This is a genomic window from Nitrospira tepida (assembly GCF_947241125.1).
GTDB classification, from domain to species: Bacteria; Nitrospirota; Nitrospiria; order Nitrospirales; family Nitrospiraceae; genus Nitrospira_G; species Nitrospira_G tepida.
Map to the genome: position 1 here is coordinate 1,358,899 of NZ_OX365700.1, position 12,227 is coordinate 1,371,125.

A 12,227-nucleotide genomic window follows, 5' to 3' on the forward strand; every position below is an offset into this window, starting at 1 on the left:
GATCGATAACAAGGCGGCCGGTCAATTCCGGCACTTGGAACAGAGGCCGTAGAGTTCGAGTTTGTGGGTCTTGATGGTGAAGCCGTGTCCACTGGCCACTTCCTCCTGCAGCCGCTCGATGTCTTCGTTTTCGAATTCCACGATCTTGCCGCATCCGGTGCAGATGAGGTGATCGTGGTGGCCCTTGTGCGACACGTTGTCGTACTGGGTCTGCGACCCGAAGTGCCGGGCCTGCGCGAACCCGACTTCACAGAAGAGGTTGAGCGTGCGGTAAATCGTCGCCAGGCCGAGGTGGGGATCTTTCTTGGCAAGCTGGTGGTACATTTCCTCCGCCGTGATGTGCTCCTTCTTCAGAAACTCGATCAAGATCAGCTCGCGTTGGCGGGTAAGCTTGAGATTGTGCTTGGAAAGGTGGTGCCGGAGCGCCTCCATTTCCTTGACGGGCTTTGCCGTAAGCGATCGATTCGGCATGACAGGACATTTAAGAACGAAACAGGTAATCCGGTCAAGAGGCTAGACAGCCAGAGCCAAAGGAACCGGGATGCACCTTCCTGCTCGGCGTGGTTGACGCCTCTGGACGCCGCCGTTATAGTGCACCCCTTTCCTGCCGGATCGCTCCTGCCAGCCAGACGGGCCAGTAGCGACAGGATCGATCATAGAACGGAAGGGACATGCGGGATGCGCCAGGCCAGCCACATGACCATCGACCGGGCGCTGCTGCTGTACGTGCTGCACCTTGCGGAGCCGCATGGACTGCTGAACGACGTGAAGTTGCAACAACTCTGTTTCCTCTGCGAATTGCAGTTGTTCAGCAAAGGCATCAGGGCCCTGCACTTCGAGTATTTTCGATTTGCCTATGGCGCCTTCAGCAAGGACCTCGACAATGACCTGATGTCGCTGCGACGAAAGGAGCGGGTCGAGAACTTTGCCGTCACCGAGCAGGTGGTGGAAGAGGTCGTCCCGTTGCTGACCAAAGGAACCGAATCGAACGAGACGCAGAAGAAGGTGTTCGAGCTGATGCAGGCCGTCATCGGCCACTACGGCCCCCAGGACACGAGCCAGATCATCAAGTCTGTGGAGGATGTGGAACTGACGACGCCTGAAAACCCGGAACACAAAATTCCCATTCGCGATATCGTCTTTCACACGACGATCCTGGTCCCCCACCGGATCGAGGTCAAGGAAGAGTTCACCTTCCCTCCGGCCACGCTGGCCAAGCTCAATCAATTGATGGGGTACTAACTAAAAGTGCTGAGTGCTCAGTGCTGAGTAGTTCGGAGTCCTTACGCAGCCTTTTGCTGCAGGATCCTTTCCTCTCCTGAGCAGCCTACTTACAGTCGATATAACTCGCCGTACTTCTGCTCCACATAGGTCAGCCAGGGGTCCGGGGTAAGGGAGCGGCCCGTGACCCGCTGAACTAAATGATCGGCGGTGAACATGCGCCCCCAGTGATGAATCTTTTGCCCGAGCCACTGGCGGAGGCCCGTGAGCCGTCCCGCCTCGATCTCCTGTTCCAACCCCGGCAGCTCCTGCTTGGCCTGGTTGAAGAATTGGACTGAATAGAGATTGCCGAGCGTGTAGGTGGGGAAATAGCCGAACGCGCCCATCGACCAATGGATGTCCTGCAACACGCCCTCCGCATCGGTTTCGGGGACGACATCGAGGTAGGATTTCATTTTTTCGCGCCAGACTTCCGATAGGTCTTCAAGCTTAAGGCGTCCTTCGATCAAGTCCTGCTCGATTTCAAACCGCAACATGATATGCAGGTTGTAGGTCAACTCGTCCGCCTCCACCCGGATCAACGAGGGCTGCACCTTGTTGATCGCGACGTAGAAGCGGTCGAGCGGCACCTTGCTCAATTGCTCGGGAAACGTCTGTTGCAACAGCGGATAGAAGCCTCGCCAGAAGGGGCGAGACCGGCCGACGCAATTCTCCCACAGCCGGGACTGGCTTTCATGGATGCCCAGCGAGATCGTGTCGCCGAGCGGGGTGCCGTAATGGCGAGGGTCCAATCCTTGATCGTAGAGCCCGTGCCCCCCTTCATGGATGCAACTGAACAAGCAGGAAGCCAGGTCCCGCTCGAACACTCTGGTGGTGACCCGCACGTCGGTTGGATGAAACGAGGTCGTAAAGGGATGGGCGGACAGGTCCAGGCGCCCTCGCTCGAAGTCATACCCCATCGCGGTCAAAACCAGCCGGCCGAATTCCACCTGACGGGCCGGGTCGTAGGATTCATGAAGAACGCCGTCGTCGATCGACACCGGGCTGGCCAGCACGGCCTTGAGCAAGGGGACCAGCCGCGCTTTCAATTTCTCGAACAGGGGAGCCAGTTGGCCAACGGTGGAACCGGGCTCATAGTGGTCGAGCAGGGCGTCATAGGGAGAATGGGCGTAGCCGAGATAGCCGGCTTCTTCCTTCTTCAGCGCAAGGATGGTCGTGAGGTTCGGGAGAAACCGCTTGAAGTCGTTCTTGGTTCGGGCTTCAACCCAGACCTGCTGGGCCAGGGAACATTCGCGGCCCAGCCGGACGACGAAATCGGACGGAAGCTTCTTGGCCCGGCTGAAATCCCGCCACACTTCGCGGAGCAGCGATCGCGCGGACTCATCCCAGGAATCTGCGGAACATGGCTGAAGCTCGCCGGTCTGGAGATCCACCCACTGGCCGAGCAACCGCTCGATATCCGGGGATACCAGGCGATCATGTGCCAGCCCCTGCAGGGTGGCGATCTGATCGGCCCGAGCCGTACCGCCTCCGGCCGGCATGTAGGTTTCCATATCCCAGGATAATAATGAAGCCGCGCTGTTGATCTGCTGGATCGTGAGAAGCTGTGTGCGTAACGGATCAAGCGTGCTGAGTGTTGCCACAATCGACCTCCTCCGGCATGATGGCGAGCAACTGATCGAGAACCCGCCGTGTTCCGAAGAAAGTGTTTCATAACGGAGGTCTGAAATGGAAGATCTGGTGCGTTCCGACATCGAAGCCTATGCGGAACAACATTCCATGGAGGAGTCGGCGGTCTGTCGCAAGCTTCGGGAGGAAACCGAGCGGACGATGGAGCTGGCCAGGATGCTGGTCGGCCCGTTGGAGGCCGCGTTTCTCAAGATGATGGCCAAGCTGGTCGTCGCCAGGCGGGTGCTGGAGATCGGCATGTTCACCGGCTACAGCGCGCTCTCAATGGCGGAAGTGTTGCCGCCGGACGGCGAGGTCATCACCTGCGAGATCGACCCCGAACCGATCGCCGTGGCGCGGCGCTATTTTGCGAAGAGCGCGCACGGCAGGAAGATCAAGATCCGGGAGGGGCCGGCGCTGGAGACGTTGCGGGAGGTTCGCGGGCCGTTCGACCTGATCTTCATCGACGCCGACAAACAGAACTACATCCAGTACTACAAGCTGGCACTGGAGCTGATCGCGCCCTCCGGGGTAATCCTGATCGACAACGTGCTCTGGTCGGGGGATGTGCTCATGCAGCCTCCGCCGGACGACCGGACCAAAACCATCCAAGACCTGAACCGGCTGGTCGCAGAAGATCCACGCGTGAGCGCGGTGCTTCTGACGATTCGGGACGGCGTGCTGGTGGTCAAGCCGGAGCCGGGCGAGAATTCAATCAAATGATCAGGCCTTTACGTCGGCCCGCCAGGCAATGGTCGCCGGGCACCACTGCCAGATGCCGAGGCTGATGATGCGGGTCAGCGCAGCCGGGATGCAGGCGGTCCGGCCCACTTCGACATGCCGGTTCACCAGCTTGGAGGGCTCGCCGCAGCGTTTGAGGTAGTCGTCCGCCTTGACGTCGTTGAGGTTCCAGTGGGGGACAAAGAAGGCCACGACCGGAATGGGGAGCACGGCCAGGGAGGAATCGTCGATCCATTCCGATCCCGAGCAGTGGGCCGCGTTGCTGACGGGCTGTTTGACATCGTCATGGATCAGCGCCTTGCTGCAGCCACTCGCCACGAGCGCCCAGGCCAGCACGATCGAAAGCGCGATGGAGGGATGACGAGGTTGGTTCAATGGGCTCATCGGCGTTTCCTTTCTTGGGACGTTAGATCAAAGACTAGGCGCGGATCTCAAGCCCGTCAAGGCGGGTGATCACCTCACCGGCCGGAAATAATCCTTGACGGTTCGTCATGGCGCTGTTATCCCCAGCGTCATGGCCTCTCCTTCTGTGGCAATTGCCTATGCCTCGTTGACCCTGGCGGCGGTGGTCTGGGGCGGGTCGATCGTCGGACAGAAGTATGCCCTGGCCTCGTTTTCGGCGGTGGAGGTGTCGGTCTTGCGGGGCCTCGGCGCGCTCGCCATCCTGATCCCGCTCTGGTGGCTGCAAGAGGGCCGGTCGATCCGGCTCGCCGGCCGCGACCGTCGGTTGCTGGTGCTGTTGGGGTTGGCCGTTCTGGGCAATCACCTGTTGACCCTCTTCGGGCTGCGTTACATCGGCGCGGCGGCGGCGGGGGTGATCATCGGGGCCAGTCCGGCCATCACGGCCCTGTTGTCGTCGTTGCTAATCAAGGACGTGCCCTTTCGAAAGGTCGCCGCCGGCAGCGCCCTGTCCTTTGCCGGGGTGGCGCTCGTGTCGGGAGGAGGCGGGGAGAACGCCACAGGCGACAATCCCTGGCTGGGCGGCACGCTGGTGCTGCTGGGCTTAGTCAGTTGGGCGCTCTATACGATCGGGAGCGGATCGGTCATGGATCGTCTGTCGCCCTTGACCATTAACTGGACCACCCTGCTCATTTCGATCGTCCTGCAGATCCCGTTGTTGTGGTCCGACCCAAAAGTGATGCAGGAGGGTTGGGCCGCGGTCTCTTCTGGCGGATGGGTGGCGCTCGGCTACCTGATCGTCTTTGCCACGGCCTTGGGCCAGCAGGCCTGGCTGTTTGGGGTTCAGGGAGTCGGCCCCTCCCGAGCCGGGGTCTTTGTGAACCTGATCCCTGTTTCCGCTTTGTTGCTGTCCGCCCTGATCCTGGGGGAATCGGTTGGGCCGAGGGAAGCCCTGGGAATCGTCCTGATCCTGACCGGCGTGTGGCTTGTGGGCTATCAGACCAAGGAAACCTCCGCCTAGATAAGATGGACGAGCCGACAAGACCCGCCTGCTATACTTTCTCCCATGACGACGTACGCGGGAGGACGTATGGACAGGAAAACAATGCTGGTAACAGGGTTCATGGCAGGGCTCGTTTTGGTCGTCGGCCTGCCGAACAGTCTCTGGGCGAAGGCTCAGCCGGTGGACCGGCATGACTGCCATCGGGTCAAGAGCGGCTATGTCTGTGACAAGGGGCCGCTGGCCGGCAAATCGTTCGCCTCGCGCCAGGCGATGATCAATGCCTTGCGCAAGGATAGCGCTCCCGCCAATGTCCAACCGGTGCGGGAGCAGCCCCCCACCAAGAAGAAACCGTCGAAAGCCACAGCCTCACGGTAGCATTCCTCCTTCAATTCTTCCCTCCTCGTTGAGCGGGCCAGCCGCCTTGCGTCCGTCGAACGGCGTAACGACGGACGGTCGCTCGCTTTGTGCCTCGCCACGCCGCGCAAGTCTGCGCTATCATGGGGCCCCTCACCCAGGAGACCTCATGATCGAACAACGGATCGAAGAAGTGGCGCGCGTCAACCAGGCGTTTTACGAGGCCTTCGAGAGCCTCGATATCACGCAGATGGACAAGATCTGGCTCCAGCAGGACTATGTCACCTGTATCCACCCGGGCTGGGGACTCCGCTCCGGCTGGCCGGCGGTGCGGGATTCCTGGGTGCTGATTTTCAACCATACCTTCGACATGAAGTTCGAGCTGACCGATGTCGAGGTCCAGGTCGCCGGCGATGTGGCCTGGGTGATTTGCACGGAGAACCTGACCACCAAGCAGGATGAGACGACGGTGCAGACCCGCATCCTGGCGACGAATCTGTTTGAGCGAGTGGGGGATGAGTGGCTGATGATCCACCATCACGGCAGCCCGGTGATGGGGGGAGGGTGATCAGGCTCATGCCCTCCCGTGCTCGCAGAGGCCGCACGATCGGAATGTGCTCCCTCGATGCGCGCAGTCGGAGGACATGAGCCTGCTCACCAGACTGATAGAGGAGCGTAGAAAAAGGCGAAGGGGTGAAACTCAGTCTGGGGGGGGGGTGGCTGAAGCGGCCATATAGGCTCGTGTGCTCGTGCAACGCGCGCCCTCAGAAGGGCCTCGTTGGACACGCGCAGTGGGAGCCTACATGGCCGCTTCGCCCGAGCGGAAGGGACCAGGAAAGAGGAGCAAGTCGGGGGGGGTGGATCTGAAGGGAAGCGGACGTGGCGGTCGGTCTACATTCTGTGCTCGCAGAACGCGCACACCTCGGAAGGGTGCTCGTCCGATGCGCGCAATTGAAGGCAGACCGAACCGCCGCTAGAAGAGGAAAAGCGAAAGGACGGACTCCGGCTACTCTCGCTCGACGGCCGCAGTTGGGGACCCATCGTCCTGCCGTCCTCAAGGACCGAGCGTGTCGAGTTTAAAGTGACATAGTACTTTTTGCGAGGTTCAAGTAGACTTGCCTCCCAGCGGAGTGTTGAGGGTACTGTAGGTATGCTGCACGGGGAAGCTGCAGCAGACTTATTGGTTGGTAGCAGTGAGGCGCTTGTCTTTATAAATAGATCGAGAGTTATTTCGCTGAACCTTGTTTAAGGAACGGGGCTATTGCCGTGGCCAAAAAAATAGTCATACATACAGTTCATGGTACGTGGCCCAACGGCCCATGGGGATGGCGGCATTGGAAGCCATTCAGAGGATTATTCGGATCCGGTAGCAGTTGGTATGAGCCAGATTCCGATTTCTGCAAAACAGTGAAACAAAAAACTCATGCGCAACTTGCATTTGTGCCATTCAAGTGGGACGGTTGCAATTCATTTAAAGCGCGTGATCGAGCAGCATATGATCTTCGTGAACATCTAAAACGATGGTTTAGTCAAGAGGGAGAAGCTAAGCACGTAATCGTGGCACATAGCCATGGAGGAACCGTCGCGATCGCAGCAACCGCGAATCCGAATAGGCCCATCGTGCAAACATACTCGGAGGACGGTAGCGCGGTGACAAACCCGCTTGCGGGAATTATCACCCTCGCAACTCCTTTCCTGGTATGGCGTCCCCATCGTCGTGGGGCGCGTAAAGTCGAATTCCTACCAAATCTTTACCTCTCGTCGATTTTCGTGAAATATCTATTCCCTCTATCCTTGGCAACTTGGTGGCAATTTGGTCATGTGGCATTCGTGACTTCCTTTCTTCTCCTTTCCATGCTTAGTTTGACAACTCTTCGAACTAGGCGCGAATTGTTTCGCGATCTAATGATTGGCCAACCGGTTGAACCGAAGTACCCATGTCCGTTGATCGCTATTCGGGCACCAAGAGACGAAGCCTCAATGGCGATAGGACTTACACTGGCATTTGACTTTGTGGCGAGACAGTTGTGGCGTTACGCACTCTTGGTTGTTGGTTCATTAAGCTTCGGTGTCTTTGGGGTAGCGGTTATTTATAGTATCCTGGGTAAGCAGTGGTACTCCATATGGGAGAGCTGGCTACTGGTAGGTCTGTTTTTCATGTTCTTTTGGTATCTAACCTACATGATTACAGCGCTTCTCCTGGCAGTTGCAATGGGGCCGGAGATTCTGGACTACTCAGGGTTTGGAGACGTTCAGTCAGAGGTATTGCCCCCAGCTACAAGTTCTTTCGTCGATATGCTCTCCCTGTCTGATATCGAGAAGGAGCAGTTCACACATTCCCTTCATGAATTCCCATCAACGCGAGCCAGCGTTGCGTATTGGCTCGAACAAGTTATGAAGGATTCTGCGGTAAGGATGTGACTTGGGGGCGGGTCTTGCGTTAATACGGCTGCAAAGCCACTACTGGCTGCAACACGTTGAAAAGGCACCTGTTCTCCCGTATTGTTCACGAAGGAAGATTGATGGCGTGTTATCTCGACAGAAATCAGGCAGATCCATCTCTTATGCGGGTTCGCCTAAACATTGTTAAGACGAAAGTTTGGGAGACCGTCCGTTTCCATCAGCAGTAGAACAAGCCAGACTGCAAGTGTCGATGAACACGGACGCGAAAAAGAAATCGCAGTTCGGACAGTTTTACACTCCGGTGAGAACGGCGAGCTTCATGGCCAGCCTGTTTCCGGCTGCAGAGGGTCATTGTTATTTGCTTGATCCGGGAGCCGGCATTGGCTCTCTGTCTGCGGCGTTTCTTGAAAGGTGGCGGACAGGTGGTTTTTCATTCACCCACGTAGAACGTGATGCATTCGAGGTGGACAGGTCTCTCCACGACTACCTGCGCGAGACACTTTCCAAGTACTCCCGCGACGACTTCATTGCTGCCGCAACGGATCTGTTTTCAGGCGGGCTGTTTGTTGATCCACTCCTGAAATACAGCCACATCGCCCTCAATCCGCCCTATAAGAAGAGCAACAGTAGTTCAGCGTACCGTCTGGCTTTGCGCCGCGCCGGGTTAGTCTATGTGACAGCGTTCCCAAGCCGATCCGTTATGGGTCGATACCTCGGCGAAATCGCGTGGGAAACCGAGGTCTGGGTGGAAGATGCACCGCCGCACCTAATCCACTTCAACGGTGCGCGCTTCCTTGGGCCGCACGATTCGCCCTGACAACCGGCTTGGAGCGGACGGCGCTACGCGCCACTCAGCTTGAGACACTAGAAGTTATTTCAAAACCTCGGAAAAGGAGTAGAATCCGCGCCATGACGGCCTTCAAGGAAAGGAGGACACATGGCGTGGCGCCAGCTGACCGATGCGCAATGGGACCAGATTCGTCCCCATTTACCCCCGGCCCCGCGCCGACCGAAGGGCGGCCGACCGCCTGCCGACGCTCGGCGCTGCTTCGAAGGGATACTCTGGATTCTGTGGACCGGCGCACCGTGGAGCGAACTGCCCAAGCGGTATGGCAGCCCGAGCACCTGTTGGCGACGGCTGCGGCAGTGGGAAGCCAGCGGGGTCTTGCTGACGCTGTGGCGGGCCTTGCTGGCCCACTTGAATGACGCGCAGAAACTGCGCTGGAACGAGTGCTTCCTCGATGGGAGCTTCGCGCCGGCGAAAACGGGGGCGCCAACGTCGGGCCGACCAAGCGCGGCAAGGGCACAAAATGGATGGTATTGGTCGATGGCGCGGGTACTCCGTTGGGAGCATACCTGGATTCGGCGTCCCCGGCGGAGGTCCGGCTCCTCGACGCGACGCTCGACACGATCGCCGTGACACGCCCGCATCGGCCGGGGCGGCCCCGCAAGCGGCCGGAGCGGCTGATTGCGGACCGGGGATATGACAGCAATGCCGCCCGGGCCCTGTTGGTCCGTCGCGGGATTGAGCCGATCATTCCGGCCAGGGCCAATAACCAGCGGGCCACCCCTCAGGACGGGCGCAAGTTGCGCCGCTACCGGCGCCGCTGGATCGTGGAGCGCACGATCGGCTGGCTGGGCAACTTCCGGCGACTGACCGTCCGGTATGATCGCCTGATGGACACTTATGGGGGCTTCTTTCATCTGGCCTGTGCCCTGATCACGCTTCGGAAGGTTTTGAAATGACTTCTAGTGAGTGTTAGCGCAGATTCATCCATCCTCAAATTATCCATGAGCTACTGGGATTCGTTTCGCGAGATTCAACGTGTAGCCGATAACATGAGCGCAGCCCAGGATCAAATTCGTGCTTATCTGGAAAGTCGGCCCAGGATCGCTGACGTGATGGCTGAGATGTTGTCCGCCCGGACCCTGCTTGATGAGATTGAACGAACCCAGCGACTGATGCAGCCCCCAGCAGAGCTGCTGGCCATCAGCGCTGCTCTAGCCGCTGCGGTCCGGCCGCTTCCAGACTTGTCCTTGCTGGCACGGGCGTACGAGTTCGGCGGTCTTCCCGAGACCGTTCGCCGGATCAGTTTGGGCCTTGAAGCCGCGAGGATGCTGGCGGAGGTCGAACTCGAAGAGGCGGAGAATATCTCGTCGGACGTTGCGCATCAGGCTGAGTCTCAACTCGTCGAGATCATACCGGCCGAAGCCCTGGACGGACTCCGCCGAGTGCAGTTTGCGCCCCTCGTGTTGCTCGATCAGGTTCTTCGGAATCCGGAGCTGATGCACCGACTTGGCGCGCGTGATTTCGAGGGCTTTGTAGCGGCGCTCGTTGAGCAGCTTGGATTCGAGCAGGTGGTGTTGACCCCACGATCAGGAGACGAAGGCCGCGACGTTCTTGCCATCAAGAATGTGCACGGCATAGAGATACTGTTCGCGTTCGAATGCAAGCGCTATTCGCCGGGCAGACCAGTCGGCCCTGAGATCGCGCGAGCGCTTCTGGGCACAATCATGCATGGCAACACCCGGGCCGCGAAAGGTGTTCTCGTAACCACATCGCATTTCACGCCAGCCACAAGGCGCTTCATCCTGACCGAGCCTGCGCTTGACGGCAAGGACTTCGATGGAGTCGTTAGCTGGCTACATGAGTATGGCAGGAGGAGTCCATCCACCTAATTAAGGCTCAGTGCGTGCGGGCAGGGGACAGTGATATGCGTGCCGAATATGATTTTAGGAACAAGCAGGGTCAGATCTTGTGTTGTGCGTGCCGATGAGCTAGATTTGGTGGCATGGCCCGCCCGCTTCGCCTTGAATTTCCGGGGGCGCTGTACCACGTCACCGCTCGGGGGAACGCCCGCCACGCCATCGTTCTCGACGACCAGGACCGGCAGCGGTTTCTCGATGTGCTGGCGCGTGTGGTCGACCGCTTTCACCTGCTGCTTCACGCCTATTGCCTGATGGACAACCACTACCATCTGCTGGTGGAAACGCCGGAGGCGAATCTCTCGAAGGCCATGCGCCAGCTCAACGGCGTGTATACCCAAGCCTTTAACCGCCGCCACCGGCGAGTGGGCCATGTGCTCCAAGGCCGCTTCAAGGCCATTGTGGTGGACCGGGACAGCTATCTGCTGGAGCTGTGCCGGTACGTGGTCCTCAATCCGGTGCGCGCGAAAAGCACCCGCAAACCAGAGACGTATGCATGGTCCAGCTACCGGGCCACAGCTGGCCTCGCCGCCACGCCACCGTTTCTGGCCGTGGATTGGCTGCTCTCCCAATTCGGCCGCCAGCGCCTGGCCGCTCAGCGAAAGTATCGGGCCTTCGTCGCCGAGGGCATGGGGCAGGGCTCCCCATGGGAGCACGTGCAGGGGCAGGTGCTGCTCGGGAGCGAGCGGTTCATCGACCGGCTTCGGGTGGGGCTACAGGACAAGCGCGCCCTTCAGGAGATTCCCCGAGAGCAACGATTTGCCGCCCGGCCGAAGCTCAGCCACCTGTTTGCCGCCCGACTCGGCACCGACCGCATGCGCCGCAACGAGGTCATCCGCCGTGCCCACGTGGACTACGGCTACAGCTTGTCCGAGATCGGGCAGGCGGTGGGCTTGCACTATTCGACCATCAGCCGGATCGTGAATCGGCAGGACACCGATAATGCACATAACAAGACCTGACCCCACTTGTGACTTCGCTTTCTTGTGACTTCGTGAATCGGCAGGACACCGATAATGCACATAACAAGACCTGACCCCACTTGTGACTTCGCTTTTACAGCCCCTCGCACGTTCTTGTGGAGCCTGTCACCGTCAGACTGGGAACGCGTTCATGACCTCCTGGAGCCGTTCTGCCACGCCCTTCCTCCGGGTTACTTCCAATACCTCCATGAACACGATGGGACTGAAGTCATCTACTCCACCGTTCGAGGGTGGTAGTCATGCGGCCCAACGAGGCGCTGAACAAGGTTAAAAGGGGTCGGGAGTCATTGTTTGACCCCTGGAAGCGATCATGGTGTTGGAATGACCTTAAGGTAGTGCTTGATGACTGTGACCTGCCGGGCTCGCTCCTAACGAATCGTAGGATATGAGGGACCGGATCACAGGAACGATCGCGTAAGGTGCAGCCTCGAGCGAATGGACTGAAGTAAAAGGGCAGGTGTCTCAGGTCTTGGTGGCAGGCGCAACCGGCGCTTCTTCGACCTTGACGGTCTTGCGCCACTCCTCCACGATGGCGTCACGCTCTTGCATGGTCATGCCGGCGTACTTCAGAAACATCTGAAGTCCGCGGCGGCGGCGCCAGGTGAGAAAATCAACGAAATGGGGTCTGCAGATCGCGCCGGTGCCCGCCGGCGCATAGGGCTTCCCGCTGCAATCCTGGATCACACAACGTTCGCTCATCATGGGGTTCACCTTCCAGCTCTTAGTATGCCCAACGCTGTTCTCGGAAA

The 12,227-nt window shown here is 59.1% G+C and carries 13 protein-coding genes and 2 pseudogenes; 11 read left to right on the forward strand and 4 right to left on the reverse strand.

Annotated features, from left to right (window positions below; translation table 11 throughout):
* Positions 1–21: 21 nt before the first annotated feature.
* Entirely contained in the window at positions 22–471 is a 450-nt protein-coding gene (locus tag QWI75_RS06415; RefSeq protein WP_289267868.1) for a Fur family transcriptional regulator, read from the reverse strand.
* A 207-nt stretch (positions 472–678) separates the two neighbouring features.
* Here QWI75_RS06415 and QWI75_RS06420 point away from each other — a divergent pair, with 207 nt between their 5' ends.
* On the forward strand, positions 679–1,242 hold the full coding sequence (locus QWI75_RS06420) for a hypothetical protein (protein ID WP_289267869.1): 564 nt from the start codon (positions 679–681) through the stop codon (positions 1,240–1,242).
* A gap of 89 nt (positions 1,243–1,331) precedes the next feature.
* Here QWI75_RS06420 and QWI75_RS06425 read toward each other — a convergent pair whose 3' ends face one another.
* Positions 1,332–2,864, reverse strand: coding sequence for a carboxypeptidase M32 (locus QWI75_RS06425; protein WP_289267870.1), 1,533 nt, complete (start codon positions 2,862–2,864; stop codon positions 1,332–1,334).
* 85 nt (positions 2,865–2,949) lie between these two features.
* On the opposite strand from QWI75_RS06425, the gene QWI75_RS06430 reads away from it, so the two are divergent.
* The gene (locus tag QWI75_RS06430) at positions 2,950–3,612 is read left to right on the forward strand and encodes an O-methyltransferase (RefSeq protein WP_289267871.1); all 663 of its coding nucleotides are present in this window, start codon (positions 2,950–2,952) and stop codon (positions 3,610–3,612) included.
* Here the strand turns inward: QWI75_RS06430 and QWI75_RS06435 are convergent, their stop codons facing one another.
* Positions 3,613–4,014, reverse strand: coding sequence for a hypothetical protein (locus tag QWI75_RS06435; protein ID WP_289267872.1), 402 nt, complete (start codon positions 4,012–4,014; stop codon positions 3,613–3,615).
* A gap of 145 nt (positions 4,015–4,159) precedes the next feature.
* Here QWI75_RS06435 and QWI75_RS06440 point away from each other — a divergent pair, with 145 nt between their 5' ends.
* The 9 genes and pseudogenes from QWI75_RS06440 to QWI75_RS06475 all read left to right on the forward strand — a co-directional run bounded on the left by QWI75_RS06440 (position 4,160) and on the right by QWI75_RS06475 (position 11,457).
* Positions 4,160–5,050 carry a DMT family transporter gene (locus tag QWI75_RS06440; RefSeq protein ID WP_289267873.1) on the forward strand — a complete coding sequence of 297 codons (891 nt, stop codon included), beginning with the start codon at positions 4,160–4,162 and terminating at the stop codon, positions 5,048–5,050.
* 69 nt (positions 5,051–5,119) lie between these two features.
* Complete coding sequence (locus QWI75_RS06445; protein WP_289267874.1) at positions 5,120–5,407, forward strand: hypothetical protein; 288 nt, start codon at positions 5,120–5,122, stop codon at positions 5,405–5,407.
* Positions 5,408–5,555: 148 nt separating this feature from the next.
* On the forward strand, positions 5,556–5,954 hold the full coding sequence (locus QWI75_RS06450; RefSeq protein ID WP_289267875.1) for a nuclear transport factor 2 family protein: 399 nt from the start codon (positions 5,556–5,558) through the stop codon (positions 5,952–5,954).
* A gap of 698 nt (positions 5,955–6,652) precedes the next feature.
* Entirely contained in the window at positions 6,653–7,807 is a 1,155-nt protein-coding gene (locus QWI75_RS06455; RefSeq protein ID WP_289267876.1) for a lipase family protein, read from the forward strand.
* Positions 7,808–8,441: 634 nt separating this feature from the next.
* Positions 8,442–8,606, forward strand: a pseudogene (locus tag QWI75_RS22700) (BsuBI/PstI family type II restriction endonuclease); the annotation flags it as partial.
* 120 nt (positions 8,607–8,726) lie between these two features.
* Positions 8,727–8,906 (forward strand): annotated as a pseudogene (locus QWI75_RS22705) (transposase); the annotation flags it as partial.
* Between the two features lie 113 nt (positions 8,907–9,019).
* Positions 9,020–9,535 (forward strand): IS5 family transposase, encoded by a 516-nt coding sequence (locus QWI75_RS06465; protein WP_289267878.1) that lies wholly within the window; start codon positions 9,020–9,022, stop codon positions 9,533–9,535.
* Positions 9,536–9,580: 45 nt separating this feature from the next.
* Positions 9,581–10,468 carry a restriction endonuclease gene (locus QWI75_RS06470; protein WP_289267879.1) on the forward strand — a complete coding sequence of 296 codons (888 nt, stop codon included), beginning with the start codon at positions 9,581–9,583 and terminating at the stop codon, positions 10,466–10,468.
* 113 nt (positions 10,469–10,581) lie between these two features.
* Positions 10,582–11,457, forward strand: a complete 876-nt coding sequence (locus QWI75_RS06475; RefSeq protein ID WP_289267880.1) for a transposase — start codon at positions 10,582–10,584, stop codon at positions 11,455–11,457.
* A gap of 483 nt (positions 11,458–11,940) precedes the next feature.
* Here QWI75_RS06475 and QWI75_RS06480 read toward each other — a convergent pair whose 3' ends face one another.
* The gene (locus QWI75_RS06480) at positions 11,941–12,180 is read right to left on the reverse strand and encodes a hypothetical protein (RefSeq protein WP_289267881.1); all 240 of its coding nucleotides are present in this window, start codon (positions 12,178–12,180) and stop codon (positions 11,941–11,943) included.
* Positions 12,181–12,227: the final 47 nt, after the last annotated feature.

Bases quoted from the DNA above. Each gene is read 5' to 3' on its own strand.
- QWI75_RS06415 (WP_289267868.1), bottom strand. From the start codon at position 471: ATGCCGAATCGATCGCTTACGGCAAAGCCCGTCAAGGAAATGGAGGCG.
- QWI75_RS06420 (WP_289267869.1), top strand. From the start codon at position 679: ATGCGCCAGGCCAGCCACATGACCATCGACCGGGCGCTGCTGCTGTAC.
- QWI75_RS06430 (WP_289267871.1), top strand. From the start codon at position 2,950: ATGGAAGATCTGGTGCGTTCCGACATCGAAGCCTATGCGGAACAACAT.
- QWI75_RS06435 (WP_289267872.1), bottom strand. From the start codon at position 4,014: ATGAGCCCATTGAACCAACCTCGTCATCCCTCCATCGCGCTTTCGATC.
- QWI75_RS06445 (WP_289267874.1), top strand. From the start codon at position 5,120: ATGGACAGGAAAACAATGCTGGTAACAGGGTTCATGGCAGGGCTCGTT.
- QWI75_RS06450 (WP_289267875.1), top strand. From the start codon at position 5,556: ATGATCGAACAACGGATCGAAGAAGTGGCGCGCGTCAACCAGGCGTTT.
- QWI75_RS06470 (WP_289267879.1), top strand. From the start codon at position 9,581: ATGAGCTACTGGGATTCGTTTCGCGAGATTCAACGTGTAGCCGATAAC.
- QWI75_RS06475 (WP_289267880.1), top strand. From the start codon at position 10,582: ATGGCCCGCCCGCTTCGCCTTGAATTTCCGGGGGCGCTGTACCACGTC.
- QWI75_RS06480 (WP_289267881.1), bottom strand. From the start codon at position 12,180: ATGATGAGCGAACGTTGTGTGATCCAGGATTGCAGCGGGAAGCCCTAT.